Here is a 25,524-nt window from a genome sequence, read left to right on the forward strand (position 1 = left end):
TCGCTCCAGGAGCGTCGCGCACCGTCGAACGGTGTCGCGGGCAGCCCATCACCACCCGGAATCCCGGGACCGGTCGGTGGGCAACTCGCGTGCTGCATGTATGTGCCCAGACCAGGGGAGCGGCTGCCCGACAGGTTCCACGCGGACCCGACGGGTTTCCCCGGCTGCGGATGCGACCTCCCTTAACCCTGACAAGCCGGAAATTCTGGAAAGAGAGAGATCGTGGCGAACCAGCCCCGTCCCAAGGTCAAGAAGTCGCGTGCCCTCGGCATCGCGCTGACCCCGAAGGCCGTCAAGTACTTCGAGGCCCGCCCCTACCCGCCGGGTGAGCACGGCCGTGGCCGCAAGCAGAACTCGGACTACAAGGTCCGTCTGCTCGAGAAGCAGCGTCTGCGCGCGCAGTACGACGTGTCCGAGCGCCAGCTCGTCCGCGCCTACGAGCGTGCCTCCAAGGTCCAGGGCAAGACCGGTGAGGCCCTGATCATCGAGCTCGAGCGCCGTCTCGACGCGCTGGTCCTGCGTTCGGGCATCGCCCGCACGATCTACCAGGCCCGCCAGATGGTCGTCCACGGCCACATCGAGGTCAACGGCCAGAAGGTCGACAAGCCGTCCTTCCGCGTCAAGCCGGACGACGTCGTCATGGTGCGCGAGCGCAGCCGTGAGAAGACGCTGTTCTCGATCTCCCGCGAGGGTGGCTTCGCCCCCGACGGCGAGACCCCGCGCTACCTCCAGGTGAACCTCCGCGCCCTGGCCTTCCGCCTGGACCGTGAGCCGAACCGCAAGGAGATCCCGGTGATCTGCGACGAGCAGCTCGTCGTCGAGTACTACGCCCGCTGATCCCCTTCCGGATCGGTCTGCGGCGGTCGTAGGACTTCTGCGCCAAGGCCCGTCGTCTCCCTGCCCTTCGGGGCAGGTGGGACGGCGGGCTTTCGCACGCCTAATCCGGTACGGAACGCCGGCGTCGGCGCGATAGGCTCGCCTCCAGAGATAGGTGTTCGTCAGACAGGGAGCGGGTGCGCAGTGTCCGGTGGAGAGGTGGCCGGCATCCTGGTGGCCGTGTTCTGGGCGATCCTGGTCTCCTTCCTCGCCGTCGCGCTGGCGAGGCTGGCCCAGACGCTCAGGGCGACCACCAGACTCGTCGCCGACGTGACCGAGCAGGCCGTGCCGCTGCTGGCCGACGCCTCCGCGGCGGTGCGTTCCGCGCAGACCCAGATCGACCGGGTCGACGCGATCGCCACCGACGTCCAGGAAGTCACGTCGAACGCCTCGGCGCTGTCCACCACGGTCGCCTCCACCTTCGGCGGCCCCCTGGTGAAGGTCGCCGCCTTCGGCTACGGCGTCCGCCGGGCCCTCGGCGGCCGTAAGGACGACGTGCCCGCCGGGGAGCCCCGGCGGACCGTGATCGTGGGCCGAACGGTCTCCCGGCGGGAGAAGCGCAAGCCCCGTGGAAAGAGGGACTGAGACCAGCGATGTTCCGCCGTACCTTCTGGTTCACCACGGGCGTCGCCGCCGGTGTCTGGGCCACCACCAAGGTCAATCGCAAGCTGAAGCAGCTGACCCCCGAGAGCCTCGCCGCGACCGCGGCCAACAAGGCGCTCGAGACGGGAGCGCGCCTCAAGGACCGCGCGGTGGGCTTCGCGCTCGACGTCCGCGACAACATGGCCCAGCGGGAGGCCGAGCTGGGGGAGGCGCTGGGGATCCACGACGACCCCGAACTCCCCGCGCCCCGGCGGTACAACGCCATCGAGAGCAACCGCAGCACCCCCAAGTACCCCGAGCACATCGAGAACACGACGTACTCGCACAACCGGAATGAGGACCACTGATGGAGTCGGCCGAGATCCGCCGCCGCTGGCTGAGCTTCTACGAGGAGCGCGGGCACACCGTCGTCCCTTCGGCGTCGCTCATCGCGGACGACCCGACTCTGCTCCTGGTCCCCGCCGGCATGGTCCCCTTCAAGCCGTACTTCCTCGGCGACGTCAAGCCGCCGTGGTCACGCGCCACCAGCGTGCAGAAGTGCGTGCGCACGCCCGACATCGAAGAGGTCGGCAAGACCACCCGCCACGGCACCTTCTTCCAGATGTGCGGCAACTTCTCCTTCGGCGACTACTTCAAGGAAGGCGCCATCAAGTACGCCTGGGAGCTGCTCACCACGCCCCAGGACAAGGGCGGTTACGGCCTGGAGCCGGAGAAGCTCTGGATCACGGTCTACAAGGACGACGACGAGGCGGAGCGCATCTGGCACGACGTCGTCGGCGTGCCCAAGGAGCGCATCCAGCGCCTCGGCATGAAGGACAACTACTGGTCCATGGGCGTCCCCGGACCCTGCGGCCCCTGTTCCGAGATCAACTACGACCGCGGCCCCGAGTTCGGCGTCGAGGGCGGCCCCGCCGTCAACGACGAGCGGTACGTGGAGATCTGGAACCTCGTCTTCATGCAGTACGAGCGTGGCGAGGGCATCGGCAAGGACAACTTCGAGATCCTGGGCGACCTGCCGAGCAAGAACATCGACACGGGCCTCGGCCTGGAACGCCTCGCCATGATTCTGCAGGGCGTGCAGAACATGTACGAGATCGACACCTCGATGGCCGTCATCAAGAAGGCCACCGAACTGACCGGCGTCGAGTACGGCGAGGCCCACGAGTCGGACGTCTCGCTGCGCGTGGTCACCGACCACATGCGCACCTCCGTGATGCTCATCGGTGACGGCGTCACCCCCGGCAACGAGGGCCGCGGTTATGTGCTGCGCCGCATCATGCGCCGCGCCATCCGCAACATGCGTCTCCTCGGTGCCGGCGGCCCGGTCGTCAAGGACCTCATCGACACCGTCATCGAGATGATGGGACAGCAGTACCCGGAGCTGGTCACCGACCGCGAGCGCATCGAGAAGGTCGCCCTCGCCGAGGAGAACGCCTTCCTCAAGACGCTCAAGGCCGGCACCAACATCCTCGACACCGCCGTCACCGAGACCAAGCAGTCCGGTGGTTCGGTGCTGGCCGGCGACAAGGCCTTCCTGCTCCACGACACCTGGGGCTTCCCGATCGACCTCACCCTCGAGATGGCCGCCGAGCAGGGGCTGTCCGTGGACGAGGACGGCTTCCGCCGCCTGATGAAGGAGCAGCGGGAACGCGCCAAGGCCGACGCCCAGGCCAAGAAGACCGGGCACGCCGGCGTGGGCGCCTACCGCGAGATCGCCGACCGGGCCGGTGCGACCGACTTCATCGGCTACTCCGACACCGAGGGCGAGTCGACGATCGTCGGCATCCTCGTCGACGGCGCCTCCTCGCCGGCCGCCACCGAGGGCGACGAGGTCGAGATCGTCCTCGACCGCACCCCGTTCTACGCCGAGGGCGGCGGCCAGATCGGCGACACCGGCCGTATCAGGGTGGACACCGGCGCCGTCATCGAGATCCGCGACACCCAGAAGCCGGTTCCCGGCGTGTACGTGCACAAGGGTGTCGTCCAGGTAGGCGAGGTCACGCTCGGCGCCAAGGCCCACGCCTCGATCGACCAGCGCCGCCGCACGGCCATCGCCCGCGCCCACTCGGCCACCCACCTCACGCACCAGGCGCTGCGTGACGCCCTCGGCCCGACGGCCGCCCAGGCCGGTTCCGAGAACCAGCCCGGCCGCTTCCGCTTCGACTTCGGTTCCCCGTCCGCCGTTCCGACGGCCGTGATGACCGACGTCGAGCAGAAGATCAACGAGATCCTCGCCCGCGACCTGGACGTCCAGGCCGAGGTCATGGGCATCGACGAGGCCAAGAGGCAGGGCGCCATCGCCGAGTTCGGCGAGAAGTACGGCGAGCGGGTCCGGGTCGTGACCATCGGCGACTTCTCCAAGGAGCTGTGCGGTGGCACTCATGTGCACAACACCTCCCAGCTGGGCCTGGTGAAGCTGCTCGGCGAGTCGTCGATCGGCTCGGGTGTCCGCCGCATCGAGGCCCTCGTCGGCGTCGACGCCTACAACTTCCTGGCCCGTGAGCACACGGTCGTCGCCCAGCTCCAGGAGCTGATCAAGGGCCGTCCGGAGGAGCTCCCGGAGAAGGTCTCCGCCATGCTCGGCAAGCTGAAGGACGCCGAGAAGGAGATCGAGAAGTTCCGCGCGGAGAAGGTGCTGCAGGCCGCCGCCGGTCTCGCGGAGTCCGCCAAGGACGTCCGCGGTGTCGCCCTCGTCACCGGTCAGGTCCCGGACGGCACGAGCCCCGACGACCTGCGCAGGCTCGTCCTCGACGTGCGCGGTCGCATCCAGGGCGGCCGGGCCGCCGTGGTCGCCCTGTTCACGGTCAACAACGGCAAGCCGCTGACGGTCATCGCCACCAACGAGGCCGCCCGCGAGCGCGGTCTCAAGGCGGGCGACCTGGTCCGCACGGCTGCCAAGACCCTCGGTGGTGGCGGCGGCGGCAAGCCGGACGTCGCCCAGGGCGGCGGCCAGAACCCGGCCGCCGTAGGCGACGCCGTCGACGCCGTCGAGCGGCTCGTGGCGGAAACGGCCAAGTGAGCGAGCCGATGAGGAAGGGCCGTCGACTCGCGATCGACGTCGGGGACGCCCGGATCGGGGTCGCCTCGTGCGACCCCGACGGGATCCTCGCCACTCCGGTGGAGACGGTTCCCGGCCGGGATGTCCCCGCGGCCTACCGCCGACTCGGACAACTGGTCGAGGAGTACGAGCCGATCGAGGTCGTCGTGGGTCTGCCTCGCTCCCTCAAGGGGGGCGAGGGCCCGGCCGCGGTGAAGGTCCGCGGCTTCGCACAGCAGCTGGCGAACAAAATCGCGCCCGTATCCGTACGTCTGGTGGACGAGAGGATGACGACCGTGACGGCCAGTCAGGGACTGCGTGCCTCGGGCGTGAAGGCGAAGAAGGGCCGCTCGGTGATCGACCAGGCAGCCGCTGTGATCATCCTTCAGCAGGCCCTGGAATCCGAACGGGTGTCAGGCAAAGCACCGGGCGAGGGCGTCGAAGTGGTCATCTGATCGCGATACGGTAACGTTCCGCGCGATGTGGCGGTGTTCGAACAGCTGCCGCACAGAGAGAGACGGAACGGTGACGGGCCGGAAAAAGCCGCGTGATCGCCGCCTCGCGGCTCTAGGGGATCGATGACTGAGTATGGCCGGGGCCCTGGCTCCGAACCGTGGCATCCGGAGGACCCGTTGTACGGGGACGGCGGATGGGAAGGGCAGGAGGCCCCCACGGGTCATCAGCCTGCCTACGGCGGCCAGCCACAGCACCACCACTACCCGCAGCAGCCGCAGCAGCAGGAGTACGGCGACTGGGGCCAGGGACAGGCGCAGCAGTACGACCAGCAGCAGTACGGCCAGCAGCAGTACGGCCAACCGCAGTACGACCCGCAGCACCAGGGCTACGACCAGCAGCAATACGGCGGTCAGGACCAGCAGTACGCCCACCAGAACCAGCAGGCCTACCACGAGGGGTACCAGGAGGGCGGCTGGGACGGCACGGGCACCCATGCCCAGGTCCCCTTCGCCGCCGATCCCGGCGACCCCTACGGTCAGCAGGCCGCGGCCTACGGCGCCGAACAGCCCGACTTCTACGGCACTCCTGAGGCGTACCCGCCGCCGGAGCCGCCCGCCCGGCGCCGTGCCGAGCCCGAACCGGAGCCGGTGCCGGAATCCGAAGCCGAGCGGAAGACCGACTGGGACCCCGGGCCCGATCAGGGTGAGCACGCCTTCTTCGCGGGGGGCGGGGCCGAGGACGACGAGGACGACGACGAGCCGGAGGGCCGCGGCGACCGGCGGGGCCGGGGCGGCAAGGGCGCGAAGAGCAAGAAGAGCCGCAGCGGCTGCGCCTGTCTGGTCGTCGTGCTGGTGTTCGGCGGCGGTGTCGCAGGTGTCGGATATTTCGGCTACGACTACTACAAGAATCGTTACGCCGCGGCTCCGGACTACACGGGTGACGGCACGAAGCAGACCGTGAGCATCGAGGTGCCCAAGGGCTCCGGCGGCGCCGCCATCGGCAGACTGCTCAAGGACGCCGGCGTCGTCAAGAGCGTGGACGCGTTCGTCTCCGCGGTCACGAACAACCCCGAAGCGGGCGGCATCCAGGCGGGCGCGTACATCCTGAAGAAGGAGATGTCCGCGAAGAGCGCCGTGGAGATGATGCTGGACCCGGCCAGCCAGGCCAATGTGATGGTCACGCCGGGCCAGCGGAACGTTTCCGTCTACAAGAACATCGACACGAAACTCGGGCTTGCCTCCGGTACCACCAGGAAATTGGCGGAGACCAAGTACAAGACACTCGGTCTGCCCGCCTGGGCGAACGACAACGAGGACATCAAGGACCCGCTGGAGGGTTTCCTCTTCCCGGGGACGTACGGCGCCGCCAAGGGCATGAAGCCCGAGGCGATCCTGAAGTCGATGGTCGCGCACGCCAACGAGGTGTACGGCGAGTACGACCTCGAGGCCAAGGCCAAGACGCTCAAGCTGGAAAGCCCGTTGCAGGTCATCACGGTCGCCAGCCTCGTCCAGGCCGAGGGCAAGACGCACGACGACTACCGCAAGATGGCGGAGGTCGTCTACAACCGGCTCAAGCCGACGAACGACCAGACCAACCAGTTGCTCCAGTTCGACTCGACCTTCAACTACCTGAAGGGCGAGAGCAAGATCAACATCAGCGAGTCCGAGATCAACAGCAACAAGGACCCGTACAACACCTACACCAACAAGGGCCTGACGCCGGGACCGATCGGCAACCCCGGTGAGGACGCGCTGAAGGCCACGATGAATCCGACCACCGACGGCTGGATCTACTTCGTGGCGACCGACGGTGAGAGCAACACCGAATTCGCCAAGACCTACGCGGATTTCCAGAAACTCAAGGACAAGTTCGATGCCAGCACGGGCAACTGACGCCCGCCGGGCCGCGGTACTCGGCAGCCCGATCGTCCACTCCCTCTCCCCGGTGCTGCACCGCGCCGCGTACGAGGCACTGGAACTCACCGGCTGGACCTACGACCGTTTCGACGTCGACGAGGAGGCCCTGCCGTCGTTCGTCGCCGGGCTCGGCGCCGAATGGGCCGGTCTCTCGCTGACCATGCCGCTGAAGCGCGCGGTCATCCCACTGCTCGACGAGATCAGCGAGACGGCCGCCTCCGTCGAGGCGGTCAACACCCTCGTGTTCACCGAGGACGGCCGTCGGCTCGGCGACAACACGGACATCCCCGGCATGGTCGCCGCCCTGCGTGAGCGTGGTGTCGAACAGGTCGGCTCGGCCGCGATCCTCGGCGCCGGCGCCACCGCGTCCTCCGCCCTGGCCGCCCTGACCAGGGTCTGCACCGGCGAGATCGTCGCCTACGCCCGCAGCGCGGCCCGCGCCGCCGAGATGCGGCAGTGGGGCGAGCGGCTCGACGTCGAGGTCCGGATCGCCGACTGGGCGGACGCCGCCGAGGCGCTGCGCTTCCCGCTGGTCGTCGCGACCACCCCGGCCGGGGCCACGGACGCCCTCGCCGCCTCGGTGCCGGAGCGCCCCGCAACCCTGTTCGACGTGCTCTACGACCCGTGGCCGACCGAGCTGGCCGCCCGCTGGTCCATGTTCGGCGGCGCCGTCGTCAGCGGCCTCGACCTGCTGGTGCACCAGGCGGTCCTCCAGGTGGAGCAGATGACCGGCCGTGTCCCGGCGCCGGTGGAGGCCATGCGCAGGGCGGGCGAGCACGCCCTCGCCTCCCGCCGGGACTCGCACCACCCGTGACCCCGTCCCCGGATGTTCCCCCGTCCGCAGGCTGGACCCTCGACCGGTTCCGGAGCCGGGACGTGGGAGGATCGGAGGTGGCGGGCCAGGGCCGCGCACCCGGTCACGCCACCGACGTACGCGAAGGACGCGCGTGCGCAGAGCGCTAGCAGAGCGCGAGCACTGAGGAGCATCGTTGAGCAGGCTGCGTTGGCTGACCGCGGGGGAGTCCCACGGACCCGCACTTGTCGCGACGCTGGAGGGCCTTCCCGCCGGCGTGCCGATCACCACGGAGATGGTCGCCGACCACCTCGCGCGGCGACGGCTCGGCTATGGGCGTGGTGCGCGCATGAAGTTCGAGCGCGACGAGGTCACCTTCCTCGGCGGTGTCCGGCACGGCCTGACGATGGGCTCCCCGGTCGCCGTCATGGTGGGCAACACGGAGTGGCCGAAGTGGGAGCAGGTCATGTCGGCCGACCCGGTCGACCCGGAGATCCTCGCGGGCCTCGCCCGCAACGCCCCGCTCACCCGCCCGCGCCCCGGCCACGCCGACCTCGCCGGGATGCAGAAGTACGGCTTCGACGAGGCCCGGCCGATCCTGGAGCGCGCCTCCGCGCGTGAGACGGCCGCCCGCGTCGCGCTGGGCGCGGTGGCCCGGTCGTACCTGAAGGAGACGGCCGGCATCGAGATCGTCAGCCACGTCGTCGAGCTGGCCGCCGCCAAGGCGCCCTACGGCGTACTGCCGACCCCCGCGGACGTCGAGAAGCTGGACGCGGATCCGGTCCGCTGCCTCGACGCGGACGCCTCGAAGGCGATGGTCGCGGAGATCGACCAGGCCCACAAGGACGGCGACACCCTCGGCGGCGTCGTCGAGGTGCTGGCGTACGACGTACCGGTCGGCCTGGGCTCGCACGTGCACTGGGACCGCCGGCTCGACGCCCGCCTCGCGGCGGCCCTGATGGGCATCCAGGCGATCAAGGGTGTCGAGGTCGGCGACGGCTTCGACCTCGCGCGCGTGCCGGGCTCGAAGGCGCACGACGAGATCATCACCACGCCCGAGGGCATCAGGCGCGCGAGCGGCCGTTCCGGCGGCACCGAGGGCGGACTCACCACCGGCGAGCTGCTGCGCGTGCGCGCCGCGATGAAGCCGATCGCGACCGTGCCGCGGGCTCTGAAGACGGTGGACGTCGCCACCGGCGAGGCCACCCAGGCGCACCACCAACGCTCCGACGTGTGCGCGGTCCCGGCCGCGGGCATCGTCGCCGAGGCGATGGTCGCCCTGGTGCTCGCGGACGCGGTGGCGGAGAAGTTCGGCGGCGACAGCGTCACCGAGACCCGCCGCAACGTGCGGTCGTACCTCGACAGCCTGCACATCCGATGAGCGGGCCACTGGTCGTCCTCGTCGGCCCGATGGGCGTGGGCAAGTCCACCGTCGGGCAGTTGCTGGCCGAGCGGCTCGGCGTCGGCTACCGGGACACCGACGACGACATCGTCGCCGAGGCGGGCCGCAGCATCGCGGAGATCTTCGTCGACGAGGGCGAGGAGACCTTCCGCGCGATCGAGAAGCGGGCCGTACGGCGCGCGCTCGCCGAGCACGACGGCGTACTGGCGCTCGGCGGCGGCTCGGTCCTGGACCCGGACACCCGCGCGCTGCTGGCCGGGCAGCGCGTGGTCTACCTGGCCATGGACGTCGAGGAAGCCGTCAAGCGCACCGGCCTGAACACGGCGCGCCCGCTGCTCGCCGTCAATCCGCGCAAGCAGTGGCGCGAGCTGATGGAGGCCCGTCGCCCTCTCTACGAGGGTGTCGCCACCGCGGTCGTGACCACGGACGGCCGTACGCCCGAAGAGGTCAGCCAAGTGGCCTTGGACGCTTTGGAGTTGAAGGAAGCATGAGCAGCGAGTCCGTAACGCGGATCCGGGTCGGCGGCAGCGCGGGCTCGGAGCCGTACGAGGTCCTGGTCGGCCGTCAGCTGCTGGGCGAGCTCGGCGGGCTGATCGGCGACCGGGTCAAGCGGGTCGCCGTGATCCACCCCGAGGCGCTCGCCGACACCGGCGACGCCCTCCGCGCAGACCTGGCCGGACAGGGCTACGAGGCCGTCGCCATCCAGGTGCCCAACGCGGAGGAGGCCAAGACCGCCGAGGTCGCCGCCTACTGCTGGAAGGCGCTCGGCCAGTCCGGGTTCACCCGCACCGACGTCGTCGTGGGCGTCGGCGGGGGCTCCACCACCGACCTGGCCGGGTTCGTCGCCGCGACCTGGCTGCGCGGGGTGCGCTGGATCGCCGTCCCGACGACCGTGCTGGCCATGGTCGACGCGGCCGTCGGCGGCAAGACCGGCATCAACACCGCCGAGGGCAAGAACCTCGTCGGCGCCTTCCATCCGCCGGCCGGTGTGCTGTGCGACCTGGCCGCGCTGGACTCCCTGCCGGTCAACGACTACGTCTCCGGGCTCGCCGAGATCATCAAGGCCGGCTTCATCGCCGACCCGGCGATCCTCGACCTGGTCGAGTCCGACCCCGAGGCCGCCCGCACCCCGGCGGGCCCGCACACCGCCGAGCTCATCGAGCGCTCCATCCGGGTCAAGGCGGACGTGGTGTCGTCCGACCTGAAGGAGTCGGGCCTGCGGGAGATCCTCAACTACGGTCACACCCTGGCGCACGCCATCGAGAAGAACGAGCGCTACCAGTGGCGGCACGGCGCGGCCGTGTCCGTGGGCATGCACTTCGCCGCCGAACTGGGCCGCCTGGCGGGCCGGCTGGACGACGCGACGGCCGACCGCCACCGTACGGTCCTGGAAGCGGTGGGGCTGCCGCTGCACTACCGCTACGACCAGTGGCCCAAGCTGCTGGAGAACATGAAGGTCGACAAGAAGTCCCGCGGCGACCTGCTGCGGTTCATCGTCCTGGACGGCCTCGCCAAGCCGAACGTCCTCGAGGGTCCCGACCCGGCGGTCCTGCTGGCCGCGTACGGGGAGGTGGGCGAGTAGGAGCGCGGGACGGCCGAGTGGTCCGCCCGCTTCCCTTCCGCCCGATTCGCTTTCCACACCGGGCACTTCGGACCGCCCCCGGCCGTTCACCAAAGGACGGCCGGGGGCGGTACCGTTCAGTAGCGAACAGGGGGTCCGCACCCCTCACAACCAGCGCCCATTGCCTGTACGAGACGGAGTGGCACCGGATGCAGCACGCAGTGGGTTCTCCGCTGCCGCCGCCCCACCAGCCGGGCGGCGCCCCCCAGCAGCAGCCGGGGTACCTCGGCGCCCCCTCGGGCCCGGTCCCGCCCGCGCCCCAGCCGCCGGTGCCGCCCGTGCCGCCTCCGCCCGCCCCGCAGCACGCCCCGGTCCCGCAGGGCACCGACACCACCGGGCACGTCCCGCTGCCACCGGGCGGCCCGGTCCCCATGCCCAGCGCGCCGCCCGCCCCCGTCGTCCCCGACCCGACGGCCACGACACTGGCGGTGCTGCTGATCGGCCCGGCGGGCGCCGGGAAGACGAGCGTCGCCAAGTTCTGGGCCGACCACCGCCGGGTGCCCACGGCTCACGTCAGCCTCGACGACGTACGGGAATGGGTCCGCTCGGGCTTCGCCGACCCGCAGTCGGGGTGGAACGACCATTCCGAGGCCCAGTACCGTCTGGCCCGCCGCACCTGCGGCTTCGCCGCGCGCAACTTCCTGGCCAACGGCATCTCGTGCATCCTGGACGACGCGATCTTCCCCGACCGGCCGGCCGTGGGCCTCGGTGGCTGGAAACGGCATGTGGGCCCGGGCCTGCTGCCTGTCGTCCTCCTGCCCGGCCTGGAGGTCGTCCTGGAGCGCAACGCGGAACGTGCGGGCAACCGCCGCCTCACCGACGAGGAGGTGGCCCGTATCCACGGCCGCATGGCCGGCTGGTACGGCTCCGGCCTCCCCATCATCGACAACTCCCAACTGGACGTCCCGACGACGGCGAGGGTCCTGGACGACGTGCTGGCGAGGGCGATCGCGAGTCCCCCGAAGTGGTAGAGCGCTCCCGAGCGCTCCGGTCCGACCCGGACCGTTCCCCCGAACGCCCTCCCAACCGGCACAATCCGGCCACTCCTCCTACGCTCGTGTCATGTCAGAGGTCTACGCGTCCCGCCGCAATCGGCTGAGAGAACGCTGCAACGCCAGCGGCAGCGCCACCGCGCTGATCTCCCGCCCCGCCAACGTGAGATACCTCGCGGGTGCGGCCCCGCGCGGCGCCGTGCTGCTGCTGGGCAGACGTGAGGATCTTCTCGTCTGCCTGGACCCGCCCGACGACCGCCCGAGCGAGGGCCGGCCGGACGAGGCCCTGCGTGTCCACTCCCTCCGCCTCCCCGGAGGCGATCCGGCGGTCGCCGCCGCCGATCTCCTCGTCGGCGAGGGCGGCGACTCCCTCGCGGTGGAGGAGCACCACCTCACGGTGGCCCGCCACCGCGAACTGCGTTCCGTCGCGCCCGGGCTGCGCCTCGCCGATCTGGGCGCCGCGGTCGAACAGCTGCGGGTGGTGAAGGACGAGGAGGAGATCTCCTGTCTGCGGATCGGCGCCGAGATCGCCGACCAGGCCCTGGGGGAGCTGCTGGAGTCCATCCTGGTGGGCCGTACGGAACGGCATCTCGCCCTCGAACTGGAACGGCGCCTGGTCGATCACGGTGCCGACGGCCCCGCCTTCGCCACCTCGGTCGCCACCGGCCCGAACTCCGGCCGGCGCGGCCACCGGCCCACCGACCGGCGGGTCGAGGAGGGTGACTTCCTTTCCGTCTGCCTGGGGGCGAGTTACCGCGGATACCGCTGCGAGATCGGCCGTACCTTCGTGATCGGCACGTCCCCCGCCGACTGGCAGATCGAGCTGTACGACCTCGTCTTCGCTGCCCAGCGGGCCGGACGGGAGGCTCTGGCACCCGGCGCCGCCTTCCGGGACGTGGACCGCGCGGCCCGCCAGATCCTGGACTCCGCAGGGCACTCCGAGGGCCTCGCGGCACTCACCGGGCACGGTGTCGGACTCGAAATCGAAGAGGACCCGCAGTTGTCTCCCGCGGCCATGGGTAAACTGGACGCTTGCGTGCCGGTCACCGTCGAACCGGGGGTCCACATCCCGGGCCGGGGCGGTGTCCGGATCGATGACACGCTCGTCGTGCGCCCCGAGGCGGACGGCGGACCCGAGCTACTCACCATCACGACCAAGGAGCTGCTCGCCCTCTAGGCAGGTGCGTGCACCGGGGTCGTCCACGTCAGTCCAGGAGATTCCGCAACCGTGGCTTCCACGAACGACCTCAAGAACGGCCTGGTGCTCAAGCTCGAAGGCGGCCAGCTCTGGTCCGTCGTCGAGTTCCAGCACGTCAAGCCCGGCAAGGGCCCGGCCTTCGTGCGCACCAAGCTGAAGAACGTGCTTTCCGGCAAGGTCGTCGACAAGACGTTCAACGCCGGCGTCAAGGTCGAGACGGCCACTGTCGACAAGCGCGACATGCAGTTCTCGTACATGGACGGCGAGTACTTCGTCTTCATGGACATGGAGACCTATGACCAGCTGATGGTCGACCGCAAGGCCGTCGGCGACGCCGCCAACTTCCTGATCGAGGGCTTCACGGCCACCGTGGCGCAGCACGAGGGCGAGGTGCTCTTCGTCGAGCTGCCGGCCGCCGTCGAGCTCGTCGTGCAGGAGACCGAGCCGGGCCTCCAGGGCGACCGCTCCACCGGTGGCACCAAGCCCGCCACCCTGGAGACCGGTCACCAGATCAACGTCCCGCTCTTCATCACCACCGGTGAGAAGATCAAGGTCGACACCCGCACCAGCGACTACCTCGGCCGGGTGAACAGCTAACCGTGGCTGCCCGCAACACGGCCCGCAAGCGCGCCTTCCAGATCCTTTTCGAGGGCGACCAGCGCGGAGTCGACGTCCTGACAGTCCTCGCGGACTGGATCCGGCTCTCCCGGGCCGACACCCGGCAGCCGCCGGTGAGCGAGTACACGATGCAGCTGGTCGAGGGCTACGCCGGGTACGCGCGTCGCATCGACGAGCTGATCTCGCAGTACTCGGTCGGCTGGACGCTGGACCGGATGCCGGTCGTCGACCGCAACATCCTGCGTCTCGGCGCCTACGAGCTGATCTGGGCCGACGAGACCCCGGACGCGGTCGTCCTCGACGAGATGGTGCAGCTGGCGAAGGAGTTCTCGACGGACGAGTCGCCGTCGTTCGTCAACGGCCTGCTCGGCCGGTTCAAGGAGCTCAAGCCGTCTCTGCGTCGCGAATAGCGAACAGTTCCGCAGGGAGAGCCGGGGAACGAGGGCCGTAGGAGGCCTGCGAGCCCCCTGTGGCTCCTCGTGCGGTTCCCCGCGCCCCTCGGGGCGCGAACACGCCGGAGGGCCCACAGCACACGCTGTGGGCCCTCCGGCATGTACCGACAAAAAGCCGGGGTGGCCGGAACCATCAGGTTCCGGCCACCCCGGCGGCACGTTTCTGCTGAGCTCTGCCGGGCCGCTGGGGCCTCAGCCCTCCTCGTGGGAGACGGCGCGACGGGCGTCCGCGTCCAGGACGCCCCAGCTGATCAGCTGCTCGGTCAGGACCGAGGGGGACTGGTCGTAGATGACGGCGAGCGTGCGCAGGTCGTCCTGGCGGATCGACAGCACCTTGCCGTTGTAGTCACCGCGCTGCGACTGGATCGTGGCCGCGTACCGCTGAAGGGGACCCGCCTTCTCGACCGGCACGTGGGCCAGTCGCTCCAGGTCCAGGACCAGCTTCGGCGGCGGCTCGGCGGCGCCGCCCGGAGTGGTGCCCGGCAGCAGTTCCTGCACGGGAACGCCGTAGAAGTCCGCCAGCTCGGCAAGGCGCTGCACGGTCACGGCGCGGTCGCCGCGCTCGTACGAACCGACCACGACCGCCTTCCACCGTCCCTGGGACTTCTCCTCGACACCGTGGAGGGAAAGGCCCTGCTGGGTGCGGATCGCCCGGAGCTTGGCCCCGAGCTGTTTGGCGTATTCGCTGGACATATAGCTCCCCGGCACTGGGTCGACGCGGCACGAGCCGCGTGCTGGTAACTCACTGTGAGGTTACGCAGCGTGATTCTTCTGAGTCAAGCCGAATGGTCCACACCGACGCTTCCGTGGTATCGGTGGCCGATTACTCCAAGGGGGTGATCGGGCCGGTGTCCCGGCCTGCTACCGTGGATGGCGCAAATCCGACGTCCTTTAAGGTCCGTCCCGTGAGGCGGAGAAGGAGGTCCGTTTCATATGGACAAGCAGGACATTCAGCAGGACTCCCGGCAAGCCGATGCGCGGCCCGTTCTCGAAGGCCCCGACATCGCGCGGGTGCTGACCCGTATCGCCCACGAGATCGTCGAACGCGCCAAGGGCGCCGACGACGTGGTGCTGCTGGGCATCCCGACCCGCGGCGTCTTCCTCGCCCAGCGGCTCGCCGCCAAGCTCGAGCAGATCACCGACCGCAGGATTCCGGTCGGCTCCCTCGACATCACCATGTACCGCGACGACCTGCGCATGCACCCGCCGCGTGCGCTGGCCCGCACCGAGATCCCCGGTGACGGCCTGGACGGGAAGCTGGTCGTCCTGGTCGACGACGTGCTCTTCTCCGGACGCACCATCCGTGCCGCCCTCGACGCCCTGAACGACCTCGGGCGCCCGCGCGCGGTCCAGCTCGCGGTCCTCGTCGACCGCGGCCACCGGGAACTGCCCATCCGCGCCGACTACGTCGGCAAGAACCTCCCCACGTCGTTGCGGGAGACGGTCAAGGTCCAGCTCGCCGAGGAGGACGGTCGCGACACCGTGCTGCTCGGTGTGAAGCCGGCCGCCCAGCAGTAGCACGCGCGCGTGCGGCCCTCGGTGCCGTGCGCCTCACAGCCGTGCCCTGCACGTCCGTGATCTCCCTTGTCTGAACTGCCTTACGGAGCCTGACAGATGCAGCGTCATCTCATCTCGGCCGCCGATCTCACCCGCGACGACGCCGTCCTGATCCTCGACACCGCCGAGGAGATGGCCCGGGTCGCGGACCGGCCCATCAAGAAACTGCCGACCCTGCGCGGCCGCACGATCGTCAACCTCTTCTTCGAGGACTCCACGCGCACGCGTATCTCCTTCGAGGCCGCCGAGAAGCGCCTCTCCGCGGACGTCATCAACTTCTCCGCCAAGGGGTCGTCGGTGTCGAAGGGCGAGTCCCTCAAGGACACCGCGCAGACGCTGGAGGCCATGGGCGTCGACGCCGTCGTCATCCGGCACGGCGCCTCCGGGGCGCCCTACCGCCTGGCCACCTCCGGCTGGATCGACGCGGTCGTCGTCAACGCGGGCGACGGCACCCACCAGCACCCCACCCAGGCCCTCCTGGACGCCTTCACCATGCGCCGCCGACTGGTCGGCCGGGACGCCGGGATCGGCCAGGACCTGGCCGGCAAGCGCATCACGATCGTCGGCGACGTGCTGCACAGCCGGGTCGCCCGCTCCAACGTCGACCTGCTGCACACGCTCGGCGCCGAGGTGACCCTGGTCGCCCCGCCCACCCTGGTGCCGGTCGGCATCGAGACCTGGCCGTGCGAGGTGTCGTACGACCTCGACCGCACGCTGCCCAAGTCCGACGCGGTGATGATGCTGCGGGTGCAGCGCGAGCGGATGAACGCCGCGTTCTTCCCCACCGAGCGCGAGTACTCGCGGCGCTACGGGCTCGACGGCGACCGCATGGCGCGGATGCCCGAGCACTCCATCGTCATGCACCCCGGCCCGATGGTCCGCGGTATGGAGATCACCGCCGAGGTCGCCGACTCCGAGCGCTGCACCGTCGTCGAACAGGTCGCCAACGGCGTGTCCATCCGGATGGCCGTCCTCTACCTGCTCCTGGGCGGCAACGAGCCCGCCGTCAGCCACGCCCGCACCACCGAGGAGAAGTAAGAACCATGAGCAAGATCCTGATCCGTGGTGCGAAGGTGCTCGGCGGTGAGCCGCAGGACGTCCTGGTCGACGGCGCGGTCATCGAGGCCGTCGGCGCGGGGCTGTCCGCCGAGGGCGCCGAGGTCGTCGAGGCCGCAGGCAAGGTGCTGCTGCCGGGCCTGGTCGACCTGCACACCCATCTGCGCGAGCCGGGCCGCGAGGACTCCGAGACGGTGCTGACCGGCACCCGTGCCGCCGCCTCCGGCGGGTACACCGCCGTGTTCGCCATGGCCAACACCTTCCCCGTGGCCGACACCGCCGGCGTGGTCGAGCAGGTCTACCGGCTCGGCCAGGAGCACGGCTACTGCGACGTACAGCCGATCGGCGCGGTCACGGTCGGCCTGGAGGGCCGCAAGCTCGCCGAGCTGGGTGCCATGCACGAGTCGGCGGCCGGCGTCACCGTCTTCTCCGACGACGGCAAGTGCGTCGACGACGCGGTGATCATGCGCCGGGCCCTGGAATACGTGAAGGCCTTCGGCGGGGTCGTCGCCCAGCACGCGCAGGAGCCGCGGTTGACCGAGGGCGCCCAGATGAACGAGGGCGTCGTCTCCGCCGAGCTGGGGCTCGGGGGCTGGCCGGCGGTGGCCGAGGAGTCGATCATCGCCCGGGACGTCCTGCTCGCCGAGCACGTCGGCTCCCGGGTCCACATCTGCCACCTGTCCACCGCCGGGTCGGTCGAGATCGTCCGCTGGGCCAAGTCCCGCGGCATCGACGTGACCGCCGAGGTCACCCCGCACCACCTGCTGCTCACCGACGAGCTGGTGCGCAGCTACAACCCGGTCTACAAGGTGAACCCGCCGCTGCGCACCGAGCGGGACGTGCTCGCCCTGCGCGAGGCGCTCGCCGACGGCACCATCGACATCGTCGCCACCGACCACGCCCCGCACCCGCACGAGGACAAGGACTGCGAGTGGGCCGCGGCCGCCATGGGCATGGTCGGCCTGGAGACCGCGCTGTCGGTGGTCCAGGAGACGATGGTGGAGACGGGCCTGCTGGACTGGGCCGGGGTCGCGAGCCGGATGTCGTTCAAGCCCGCCCTGATCGGGCAGGCCAAGGGCCACGGGCGTCCCGTCTCGGCAGGTGAGCCCGCCAACCTCACGCTCGTCGACACGGAATACCGTGGGTCGGTGGACCCCGCGGGCTTCGCCTCGCGCAGCCGGAACACCCCGTACGAGGGGCGTGAGCTGCCGGGCCGTGTCACGCACACGTGGCTCCGGGGCAAGGCCACGCTCGTCGACGGGAAGCTCACGTGACATCTGCTGCACTACTGCTCGCGGCCGAGAAGGAATCGGCCGAAGTGACCGACTGGGCCGCGCGGATCGGCTGGGTGGTCGGCCTCGGCCTCTTCGTCGCGCTCGTCTACTGGCTGATGCGCGAGGGCTGGAAGTGGCGCGGCACGCTCCAGGGCGACCTGCCCGAGCTGCCCACCGCGCCGGACGACCCCGGCCCGGTGAGACTGGGCATGAGCGGCCGCTACCACGGCTCCACCACCGCCGGGCAGTGGCTCGACCGCATCGTGGCGCACGGCCTGGGCACCCGCAGCCGGGTCGAGCTCACCCTGACGGCCGCGGGACTGGACGTCGTACGCCCCGGCGCGACCGACTTCTTCGTCCCGGTCGCGGCACTGCGTGAGGCCCGGCTCGACAAGGGCATCGCCGGCAAGGTCCTCACCGAGGGCGGACTGCTGGTGGTGACCTGGGCACACGGCGACAAACTGCTCGACTCCGGCTTCCGCTCGGACCACGCGGCCGAGCACGGCGACTGGGTCGACGCCATCAACTCCATGATCGACAAGACGGAAAACCCGACGGAAACGGAAGGCGCACGATGACGACCTCCACCAGGGGAACCACCAAGGTTCCCGCCGTACTCGTCCTGGAGGACGGCCGGATCTTCCGCGGCCGTGCCTACGGGGCCGTGGGGGAGACCTTCGGCGAAGCGGTGTTCTCCACCGGCATGACCGGCTACCAGGAGACCCTGACCGACCCGTCGTACGACCGCCAGATCGTCGTCGCGACCGCCCCGCAGATCGGCAACACCGGCTGGAACGACGAGGACGACGAGTCGGACCGCATCTGGGTCTCCGGCTACGTCGTGCGCGACCCCGCGCGCGTGCCCTCCAACTGGCGCGCCAAGCGCTCGCTGGACGACGAGCTCGTCGCGCAGAACGTCGTCGGCATCTCCGGCATCGACACCCGCGCGCTCACCCGCCACCTCCGCGAGAGCGGCTCGATGCGCGCCGGCATCTTCTCCGGCGAGGCGGTCGGCCCTCAGACCGAGCTCCTCGCGCGCGTGCAGGCCCAGCCGCAGATGAAGGGCGCGAGCCTCTACGAGGCGGTCACCACCAAGGAGGCCTACGTCGTCCCGGCGGTCGGCGAGAAGCGGTTCACCGTCGCCGCCATCGACCTCGGCATCAAGGGCATGACCCCGCACCGCATGGCCGAGCGCGGCATCGAGGTGCACGTGCTCCCGGCGACGGCCTCGGCGGCGGAGGTGTACGCCGTCGACCCCGACGGCGTGTTCTTCTCCAACGGCCCGGGCGACCCGGCCACCGCCGACGGTCCGGTCGCGCTGATGACCGAGGTGCTGCAGCGCAGGACGCCGCTCTTCGGCATCTGCTTCGGCAACCAGATCCTCGGCCGCGCCCTCGGCTTCGGCACCTACAAGCTGAAGTACGGCCACCGCGGCATCAACCAGCCGGTCCAGGACCGTACGACCGGCAAGGTCGAGGTCACCGCGCACAACCACGGGTTCGCCGTGGACGCGCCGCTCGACCGGGTCAGCGAGACCAAGTTCGGCCGCGCCGAGGTCTCGCACGTCTGCCTCAACGACGACGTCGTGGAGGGGCTCCAGCTGCTCGACCAGCCGGCCTTCTCCGTCCAGTACCACCCCGAAGCGGCAGCGGGCCCCCACGACGCCGCCTACCTGTTCGACCGCTTCGTATCCCTGATGGAGGGCCAGCGTGCCTAAGCGCACCGATATCCAGTCCGTCCTGGTCATCGGCTCCGGCCCGATCGTCATCGGCCAGGCCGCCGAGTTCGACTACTCCGGCACCCAGGCGTGCCGCATCCTGCGCGCCGAGGGCCTGCGGGTCATCCTGGTCAACTCCAACCCGGCGACGATCATGACCGACCCGGAGATCGCCGACGCCACCTACGTCGAGCCGATCACCCCGGAGTTCGTCGAGAAGATCATCGCCAAGGAGCGCCCCGACGTCCTGCTGCCCACCCTGGGCGGTCAGACGGCCCTCAACACCGCGATCTCCATGCACGAGCAGGGTGTGCTGGAGAAGTACGGCGTCGAGCTGATCGGCGCCAACGTCGAGGCGATCAACAAGGGCGAGGACCGCGACCTCTTCAAGGGTGTCGTCGAGGCCGTCCGCGAGAAGATCGGGCACGGCGAGTCCGCCCGGTCCGTGATCTGCCACTCCATGGACGACGTGATCGCGGGCGTCGAGACGCTCGGCGGCTACCCCGTCGTCGTCCGTCCCTCCTTCACCATGGGCGGCGCCGGCTCCGGCTTCGCCCACGACGAGGAGGAGCTGCGCCGCATCGCCGGCCAGGGCCTGACGCTCTCGCCGACCACCGAGGTGCTCCTGGAGGAGTCAATTCTCGGCTGGAAGGAGTACGAGCTGGAGCTGATGCGCGACAAGAACGACAACGTCGTGGTCGTCTGCTCCATCGAGAACTTCGACCCCATGGGCGTGCACACCGGTGACTCGATCACCGTCGCCCCGGCGATGACGCTGACCGACCGCGAGTACCAGCGGCTGCGCGACATCGGCATCGCGATCATCCGCGAGGTCGGCGTCGACACCGGCGGCTGCAACATCCAGTTCGCGGTGAACCCCGAGGACGGCCGGATCATCGTCATCGAGATGAACCCGCGCGTGTCGCGGTCCTCGGCCCTCGCCTCCAAGGCCACCGGCTTCCCGATCGCCAAGATCGCGGCCAAGCTCGCCGTCGGCTACACCCTCGACGAGATCCCGAACGACATCACGCTGGAGACCCCGGCCTCCTTCGAGCCGACGCTCGACTACGTGGTCGTGAAGGCCCCGCGCTTCGCCTTCGAGAAGTTCCCGAGCGCCGACTCCACGCTGACCACGACCATGAAGTCGGTCGGCGAGGCCATGGCCATCGGCCGCAACTTCACCGAGGCCTTCCAGAAGGCGCTGCGCTCGCTGGAGAAGAAGGGCAGCCAGTTCACGTTCGTCGGCGAGCCCGGAGACAAGGACGAGCTGCTGCGCGAGGCCGTGCGGCCCACCGACGGCCGTATCAACACCGTCATGCAGGCCATCCGCGCGGGCGCCACCCCCGAGGAGGTCTTCGAGTTCACGAAGATCGACCCGTGGTTCGTCGACCAGCTCTTCCTCATCAAGGAGACCGCCGACGAGCTGGCCGCCGCCGAGCGCCTGGACGTCGAGCTGCTCGCCGAGGCCAAGCGGCACGGCTTCTCGGACCAGCAGATCGCCGAGATCCGCGGGCTGCGCGAGGACGTCGTCCGTGAGGTCCGGCACGCCCTGGGCATCCGCCCGGTCTACAAGACGGTCGACACCTGCGCCGCCGAGTTCGCCGCGAAGACGCCGTACTTCTACTCCTCCTACGACGAGGAGAGCGAGGTCGCGCCCCGCGAGAAGCCCGCGGTGATCATCCTGGGCTCCGGCCCTAACCGCATCGGCCAGGGCATCGAGTTCGACTACTCCTGTGTCCACGCCTCCTTCGCGCTCAGCGACGCGGGCTACGAGACCGTGATGGTCAACTGCAACCCGGAGACCGTCTCCACGGACTACGACACCTCCGACCGCCTGTACTTCGAGCCGCTGACGCTGGAAGACGTGCTGGAGATCGTCCACGCGGAGTCGCTGGCAGGACCGATCGCCGGTGTGATCGTCCAGCTCGGCGGTCAGACCCCGCTGGGCCTGGCGCAGGCGCTGAAGGACAACGGCGTGCCGATCGTCGGCACGTCGCCCGAGGCCATCCACGCGGCCGAGGACCGGGGTGCCTTCGGCAGGGTGCTCGCCGAGGCCGGTCTGCCGGCCCCGAAGCACGGCACGGCCACCACCTTCGCCGAGGCCAAGGCCATCGCGGACGAGATCGGCTACCCGGTCCTGGTGCGGCCGTCGTACGTGCTCGGCGGCCGCGGCATGGAGATCGTCTACGACGAGACCCGGCTGTCCTCCTACATCGCCGAGTCGACCGAGATCAGCCCCACCCGGCCGGTACTCGTCGACCGCTTCCTCGACGACGCCATCGAGATCGACGTCGACGCGCTCTACGACGGCGAGGAGCTGTACCTCGGCGGCGTCATGGAGCACATCGAGGAGGCCGGCATCCACTCCGGCGACTCGGCGTGCGCCCTGCCCCCGATCACCCTCGGCGGGTTCGACATCAAGCGCCTGCGGGCCTCCACCGAGGCGATCGCCAAGGGCGTCGGTGTGCGCGGTCTGATCAACATCCAGTTCGCGATGGCCGGCGACATCCTCTACGTCCTGGAGGCCAACCCGCGCGCGTCCCGCACGGTCCCCTTCACCTCGAAGGCGACCGCGGTGCCGCTCGCGAAGGCCGCCGCCCGGATCTCGCTGGGCGCGACCGTCGCCGAGCTGCGCGCCGAGGGGCTGCTCCCGGCGACCGGCGACGGCGGTGAGCTGCCGCTGGACGCGCCGATCTCCGTCAAGGAGGCCGTGATGCCGTGGACCCGCTTCCGGGACACCTCCGGCCGCGGTGTCGACACCGTGCTCGGCCCGGAGATGCGCTCCACCGGCGAGGTCATGGGCATCGACTCCGTCTTCGGCACGGCGTACGCCAAGTCGCAGGCGGGCGCCTACGGCCCGCTGCCCACCAAGGGCCGCGCGTTCATCTCGGTCGCCAACCGCGACAAGCGCTCGATGATCTTCCCGGCCCGTGAGCTGGTCGCCCACGGCTTCGAGCTGCTCGCCACCTCCGGCACGGCCGAGGTGCTCCGGCGCAACGGCCTCAACGCGAAGGTCGTGCGCAAGCAGTCCGAGGGCACCGGCCCGAACGGCGAGAAGACCATCGTCCAGCTCATCCACGACGGCGAGGTCGACCTCATCGTCAACACCCCGTACGGCACCGGTGGCCGCCTCGACGGCTACGAGATCCGTACGGCGGCCGTGGCGCGGTCCGTGCCGTGCCTGACGACGGTCCAGGCGCTCGCCGCGGCCGTCCAGGGCATCGACGCCCTCAACCACGGGGACGTGGGCGTGCGCTCACTCCAGGAACACGCGGAACACCTGACCGCGGCCCGCGACTAGCAACTCAGGGGGACACCGGAAACGGTGTCCCCCTCTTCATGACACCTCTTCGCGAGGCTCCTTGGAGGACATGATCATGTACAAACTATTCTTCCGGCTGGTCTTCCAGCGGATGGACCCCGAGCGCGCCCACCACCTGGCCTTCCGCTGGATCCGGCTCGCCGCGCGGATCCCGGTGCTGCGCACGTTCGTCGCGGCCGCGCTGGCCCCGCGCTACAAGGAACTGCGCACCGAGGCCTTCGGGCTGCGCATGCACGGCCCCTTCGGACTCGCCGCGGGCTTCGACAAGAACGCCGTCGCGATCGACGGGATGTCGATGCTGGGCTTCGACCACGTCGAGATCGGCACGGTCACCGGTGAGCCGCAGCCCGGCAACCCCGCCCAGCGGCTGTTCCGGCTCGTGAAGGACCGGGGGCTCATCAACCGCATGGGCTTCAACAACGAGGGCTCGCTGGCCGTCGCCGCGCGCCTGGCCTCCCGCACGCCCGTCTTCAAGCCCGTGGTCGGCGTCAACATCGGCAAGACCAAGGTCGTACCGGAGGAGGAGGCCGTCGGCGACTACGTGAAGTCGACCGAGCGGCTCGCGCCGTACGCCGACTACCTGGTCGTCAACGTGTCCTCGCCGAACACCCCGGGGCTGCGCAACCTCCAGGCCACCGAGGCGCTGCGGCCGCTGCTGAGCGCCGTCCGCGAGGCCGCCGACCGGGTGGTGACCTCGCGGCGGGTCCCGCTGCTGGTCAAGATCGCCCCGGACCTGGCCGACGAGGACGTCGACGCGGTCGCCGACCTGGCCGTGGAACTCGGCCTGGACGGGATCATCGCCACCAACACCACCATCGCGCGCGAGGGCCTCGGGCTGACCTCCGACCCCTCGCTGGTGAAGGAGACCGGCGGACTGTCCGGGGCGCCCCTCAAGGCACGCTCCCTGGAGGTGCTGCGCCGCCTCTACGCGCGCGTGGGCGACCGCGTCACCCTCGTGGGCGTCGGTGGCGTGGAGGACGCCGAGGACGCCTGGCAGCGCATCCTGGCCGGTGCCACGCTGGTCCAGGGGTACAGCGCCTTCATCTACGAGGGGCCCTTCTGGGGCCGTGCGATCCACAAGGGCCTGGCCGCCCGCCTGCGGACGAGCCCCTACGCCACTATCGCCGACGCGGTCGGCGCCGACGTGAGGAAGACGGCATGACCCTGGAGCCCTTCGGCGCGCGGCTGCGCCGGGCCATGGACGAGCGTGGCCCGCTCTGCGTCGGCATCGACCCGCACGCCTCCCTGCTCGCCGAGTGGGGCCTGAACGACGATGTCGCCGGCCTGGAGCGGTTCAGCCGCACGGTCGTCGAGGCGACGGCCGACCGGGTCGCCCTGCTGAAGCCGCAGAGCGCCTTCTTCGAGCGGTTCGGCTCGCGCGGCGTCGCCGTCCTGGAGAAGACGGTGCAGGAGGCCCGGGCGGCCGGCGCCCTGGTCGTGATGGACGCCAAGCGCGGTGACATCGGCTCGACCATGGCCGCGTACGCCGAGTCCTTCCTGCACAAGGACGCCCCGCTGTTCTCCGACGCCCTCACCGTGTCGCCGTATCTCGGTTACGGATCCCTCTCCCCGGCGGTGGCGTCGGCGCGCGAGAGCGGCGCCGGGCTGTTCGTGCTGGCGCTGACCTCGAACCCGGAGGGCGGCGAGGTCCAGCACGCGGTGCGGGCCGACGGACGGGACGTGGGCGCGACGATGCTGGCGCACCTGGCCGCGGAGAACGCGGGGGAGGAGCCGCTGGGCTCCTTCGGGGCGGTCGTCGGTGCCACCCTGGGCGACCTCTCGACGTACGACCTCGACATCAACGGTCCGCTCCTCGCGCCCGGCGTCGGCGCTCAGGGCGCGACCCCGGCCGACCTTCCGCGGGTCTTCGGGTCCGCGGTGCGCAATGTCGTACCGAACGTGAGTCGGGGTGTGTTGCGTCACGGTCCCGACCTCGTCGCTCTGCGTGACGCGGTGGATCGATTCGCGCGAGAGGTCAGGGCGGCCGTGGACGCCGCCTGACGGGCCTCGGCCGTCCGACCGGGGGCTCGGTCGGGCGGCTCGGGGGCGACTTGAGTCTGGATACATCCTCAAATCCGGGGCACTATGTCCTAAATGTCCGGCCTGACGGAGGCTGACCAGGACTTTTCCTTGGTTCTCGCTGACTCTGGCGGAGTTGGCCGCTAGTCTCCGACGGAGAGTGAACGGGCAGCGCGTGTTGCTCGTAACTCACCAGGTGTGGGGCGACTAGGTTCCTCACCGGTCCGTATCCGACAGTTCGACATCCGAGGTGACGTAGGCGTGGCTCTTCCGCCCCTTACCCCCGAACAGCGCGCAGCCGCGCTCGAAAAGGCCGCCGCGGCTCGCCGGGAGCGGGCCGAGGTCAAGAATCGACTCAAGCACTCCGGCGCCTCGCTTCACGAGGTCATCAAGCAGGGTCAGGAAAACGACGTCATCGGCAAGATGAAGGTCTCTGCCCTCCTGGAGTCGCTCCCGGGCGTGGGCAAGGTCCGCGCCAAGCAGATCATGGAGCGACTCGGCATCTCCGAGAGCCGCCGCGTGCGCGGCCTCGGTTCCAACCAGATCGCGTCCCTGGAGCGTGAGTTCGGCAGCACCGGCTCCTGATTCCCGGGTGCCGCGGGGAGGGAGTCCCGG

General features: G+C 70.2%; 24 protein-coding genes. 23 read left to right on the top strand and 1 reads right to left on the bottom strand.

Annotation, left to right across the window (positions count from 1 at the left end; translation table 11 throughout):
• Positions 1-222: 222 nt before the first annotated feature.
• From rpsD to nusB, 14 genes are all read left to right on the top strand, one after another.
• Positions 223-837: a 30S ribosomal protein S4 gene (rpsD, locus tag OHU34_RS34580; protein ID WP_020128844.1), complete on the top strand. Its 615-nt coding sequence runs from the start codon at positions 223-225 to the stop codon at positions 835-837.
• A gap of 183 nt (positions 838-1,020) precedes the next feature.
• A complete protein-coding gene (locus tag OHU34_RS34585) occupies positions 1,021-1,461 on the top strand; it encodes a DUF948 domain-containing protein (RefSeq protein ID WP_028806686.1) in 441 nt (146 codons plus the stop codon).
• Between the two features lie 8 nt (positions 1,462-1,469).
• Positions 1,470-1,826 (top strand): hypothetical protein, encoded by a 357-nt coding sequence (locus OHU34_RS34590; protein ID WP_020128846.1) that lies wholly within the window; start codon positions 1,470-1,472, stop codon positions 1,824-1,826.
• Complete coding sequence (gene alaS, locus OHU34_RS34595; protein WP_142269366.1) at positions 1,826-4,498, top strand: alanine--tRNA ligase; 2,673 nt, start codon at positions 1,826-1,828, stop codon at positions 4,496-4,498. The genes OHU34_RS34590 and alaS overlap by 1 nt, the downstream gene beginning before the upstream one ends.
• 8 nt (positions 4,499-4,506) lie before the next feature.
• Positions 4,507-4,971 (top strand): Holliday junction resolvase RuvX, encoded by a 465-nt coding sequence (ruvX, locus tag OHU34_RS34600; RefSeq protein ID WP_020128848.1) that lies wholly within the window; start codon positions 4,507-4,509, stop codon positions 4,969-4,971.
• A 123-nt stretch (positions 4,972-5,094) separates the two neighbouring features.
• On the top strand, positions 5,095-6,864 hold the full coding sequence (gene mltG / locus OHU34_RS34605; protein WP_142269365.1) for an endolytic transglycosylase MltG: 1,770 nt from the start codon (positions 5,095-5,097) through the stop codon (positions 6,862-6,864).
• Complete coding sequence (locus tag OHU34_RS34610; protein WP_405770029.1) at positions 6,845-7,702, top strand: shikimate dehydrogenase; 858 nt, start codon at positions 6,845-6,847, stop codon at positions 7,700-7,702. Before mltG ends, OHU34_RS34610 begins: the two co-directional genes overlap by 20 nt.
• A gap of 175 nt (positions 7,703-7,877) precedes the next feature.
• Positions 7,878-9,062, top strand: coding sequence for a chorismate synthase (aroC, locus tag OHU34_RS34615; RefSeq protein ID WP_020128851.1), 1,185 nt, complete (start codon positions 7,878-7,880; stop codon positions 9,060-9,062).
• A complete protein-coding gene (locus tag OHU34_RS34620) occupies positions 9,059-9,574 on the top strand; it encodes a shikimate kinase (RefSeq protein ID WP_200840046.1) in 516 nt (171 codons plus the stop codon). The genes aroC and OHU34_RS34620 overlap by 4 nt, the downstream gene beginning before the upstream one ends.
• On the top strand, positions 9,571-10,665 hold the full coding sequence (gene aroB / locus OHU34_RS34625) for a 3-dehydroquinate synthase (RefSeq protein ID WP_142269363.1): 1,095 nt from the start codon (positions 9,571-9,573) through the stop codon (positions 10,663-10,665). The genes OHU34_RS34620 and aroB overlap by 4 nt, the downstream gene beginning before the upstream one ends.
• Before the next feature lie 188 nt (positions 10,666-10,853).
• Complete coding sequence (locus OHU34_RS34630) at positions 10,854-11,675, top strand: Pro-rich N-terminal domain-containing protein (protein WP_142269362.1); 822 nt, start codon at positions 10,854-10,856, stop codon at positions 11,673-11,675.
• Between the two features lie 91 nt (positions 11,676-11,766).
• Positions 11,767-12,873, top strand: coding sequence for an aminopeptidase P family protein (locus tag OHU34_RS34635; protein ID WP_230196453.1), 1,107 nt, complete (start codon positions 11,767-11,769; stop codon positions 12,871-12,873).
• A gap of 51 nt (positions 12,874-12,924) precedes the next feature.
• Complete coding sequence (gene efp, locus OHU34_RS34640; protein WP_020128856.1) at positions 12,925-13,491, top strand: elongation factor P; 567 nt, start codon at positions 12,925-12,927, stop codon at positions 13,489-13,491.
• Between the two features lie 2 nt (positions 13,492-13,493).
• Positions 13,494-13,922, top strand: coding sequence for a transcription antitermination factor NusB (gene nusB, locus OHU34_RS34645; RefSeq protein ID WP_020128857.1), 429 nt, complete (start codon positions 13,494-13,496; stop codon positions 13,920-13,922).
• 234 nt (positions 13,923-14,156) lie between these two features.
• On the opposite strand, the gene bldD is transcribed toward nusB, so the two are convergent.
• A complete protein-coding gene (gene bldD / locus OHU34_RS34650; RefSeq protein ID WP_020128858.1) occupies positions 14,157-14,657 on the bottom strand; it encodes a transcriptional regulator BldD in 501 nt (166 codons plus the stop codon).
• Positions 14,658-14,897: 240 nt separating this feature from the next.
• Here bldD and pyrR point away from each other — a divergent pair, with 240 nt between their 5' ends.
• The 9 genes from pyrR (at position 14,898) to OHU34_RS34695 (ending at position 25,494) form a co-directional block, all read left to right on the top strand.
• Positions 14,898-15,482 (top strand): bifunctional pyr operon transcriptional regulator/uracil phosphoribosyltransferase PyrR, encoded by a 585-nt coding sequence (pyrR, locus tag OHU34_RS34655; RefSeq protein ID WP_020128859.1) that lies wholly within the window; start codon positions 14,898-14,900, stop codon positions 15,480-15,482.
• A 96-nt stretch (positions 15,483-15,578) separates the two neighbouring features.
• Entirely contained in the window at positions 15,579-16,559 is a 981-nt protein-coding gene (locus OHU34_RS34660) for an aspartate carbamoyltransferase catalytic subunit (protein ID WP_142269360.1), read from the top strand.
• Positions 16,560-16,564: 5 nt separating this feature from the next.
• Complete coding sequence (locus OHU34_RS34665) at positions 16,565-17,851, top strand: dihydroorotase (protein ID WP_142269359.1); 1,287 nt, start codon at positions 16,565-16,567, stop codon at positions 17,849-17,851.
• Positions 17,848-18,429: a hypothetical protein gene (locus OHU34_RS34670; protein WP_142269358.1), complete on the top strand. Its 582-nt coding sequence runs from the start codon at positions 17,848-17,850 to the stop codon at positions 18,427-18,429. Before OHU34_RS34665 ends, OHU34_RS34670 begins: the two co-directional genes overlap by 4 nt.
• Positions 18,426-19,568, top strand: a complete 1,143-nt coding sequence (carA, locus tag OHU34_RS34675; protein ID WP_142269357.1) for a glutamine-hydrolyzing carbamoyl-phosphate synthase small subunit — start codon at positions 18,426-18,428, stop codon at positions 19,566-19,568. Before OHU34_RS34670 ends, carA begins: the two co-directional genes overlap by 4 nt.
• Entirely contained in the window at positions 19,561-22,869 is a 3,309-nt protein-coding gene (gene carB, locus OHU34_RS34680) for a carbamoyl-phosphate synthase large subunit (protein ID WP_142269356.1), read from the top strand. The genes carA and carB overlap by 8 nt, the downstream gene beginning before the upstream one ends.
• Positions 22,870-22,945: 76 nt before the next feature.
• Positions 22,946-24,052 (top strand): quinone-dependent dihydroorotate dehydrogenase, encoded by a 1,107-nt coding sequence (locus OHU34_RS34685; RefSeq protein WP_405770036.1) that lies wholly within the window; start codon positions 22,946-22,948, stop codon positions 24,050-24,052.
• Positions 24,049-24,891, top strand: a complete 843-nt coding sequence (gene pyrF / locus OHU34_RS34690; RefSeq protein WP_200840045.1) for an orotidine-5'-phosphate decarboxylase — start codon at positions 24,049-24,051, stop codon at positions 24,889-24,891. Before OHU34_RS34685 ends, pyrF begins: the two co-directional genes overlap by 4 nt.
• Positions 24,892-25,170: 279 nt before the next feature.
• Positions 25,171-25,494 carry an integration host factor gene (locus tag OHU34_RS34695; RefSeq protein ID WP_003977346.1) on the top strand — a complete coding sequence of 108 codons (324 nt, stop codon included), beginning with the start codon at positions 25,171-25,173 and terminating at the stop codon, positions 25,492-25,494.
• Positions 25,495-25,524 lie beyond the last annotated feature (30 nt).

It is taken from the genome of Streptomyces sp. NBC_00080, from assembly GCF_045041255.1.
GTDB classification, from domain to species: domain Bacteria; phylum Actinomycetota; class Actinomycetes; order Streptomycetales; family Streptomycetaceae; genus Streptomyces; species Streptomyces coriariae.

Excerpts from the sequence above, each read along its gene's own strand:
- OHU34_RS34590 (WP_020128846.1), top strand. The coding sequence starts at position 1,470 with ATGTTCCGCCGTACCTTCTGGTTCACCACGGGCGTCGCCGCCGGTGTC.
- alaS (WP_142269366.1), top strand. The coding sequence starts at position 1,826 with ATGGAGTCGGCCGAGATCCGCCGCCGCTGGCTGAGCTTCTACGAGGAG.
- ruvX (WP_020128848.1), top strand. The coding sequence starts at position 4,507 with ATGAGGAAGGGCCGTCGACTCGCGATCGACGTCGGGGACGCCCGGATC.
- mltG (WP_142269365.1), top strand. The coding sequence starts at position 5,095 with ATGACTGAGTATGGCCGGGGCCCTGGCTCCGAACCGTGGCATCCGGAG.
- OHU34_RS34610 (WP_405770029.1), top strand. The coding sequence starts at position 6,845 with ATGCCAGCACGGGCAACTGACGCCCGCCGGGCCGCGGTACTCGGCAGC.
- OHU34_RS34620 (WP_200840046.1), top strand. The coding sequence starts at position 9,059 with ATGAGCGGGCCACTGGTCGTCCTCGTCGGCCCGATGGGCGTGGGCAAG.
- aroB (WP_142269363.1), top strand. The coding sequence starts at position 9,571 with ATGAGCAGCGAGTCCGTAACGCGGATCCGGGTCGGCGGCAGCGCGGGC.
- OHU34_RS34630 (WP_142269362.1), top strand. The coding sequence starts at position 10,854 with ATGCAGCACGCAGTGGGTTCTCCGCTGCCGCCGCCCCACCAGCCGGGC.
- OHU34_RS34635 (WP_230196453.1), top strand. The coding sequence starts at position 11,767 with ATGTCAGAGGTCTACGCGTCCCGCCGCAATCGGCTGAGAGAACGCTGC.
- bldD (WP_020128858.1), bottom strand. The coding sequence starts at position 14,657 with ATGTCCAGCGAATACGCCAAACAGCTCGGGGCCAAGCTCCGGGCGATC.
- pyrR (WP_020128859.1), top strand. The coding sequence starts at position 14,898 with ATGGACAAGCAGGACATTCAGCAGGACTCCCGGCAAGCCGATGCGCGG.
- OHU34_RS34660 (WP_142269360.1), top strand. The coding sequence starts at position 15,579 with ATGCAGCGTCATCTCATCTCGGCCGCCGATCTCACCCGCGACGACGCC.
- OHU34_RS34665 (WP_142269359.1), top strand. The coding sequence starts at position 16,565 with ATGAGCAAGATCCTGATCCGTGGTGCGAAGGTGCTCGGCGGTGAGCCG.
- carA (WP_142269357.1), top strand. The coding sequence starts at position 18,426 with ATGACGACCTCCACCAGGGGAACCACCAAGGTTCCCGCCGTACTCGTC.
- OHU34_RS34685 (WP_405770036.1), top strand. The coding sequence starts at position 22,946 with ATGTACAAACTATTCTTCCGGCTGGTCTTCCAGCGGATGGACCCCGAG.
- pyrF (WP_200840045.1), top strand. The coding sequence starts at position 24,049 with ATGACCCTGGAGCCCTTCGGCGCGCGGCTGCGCCGGGCCATGGACGAG.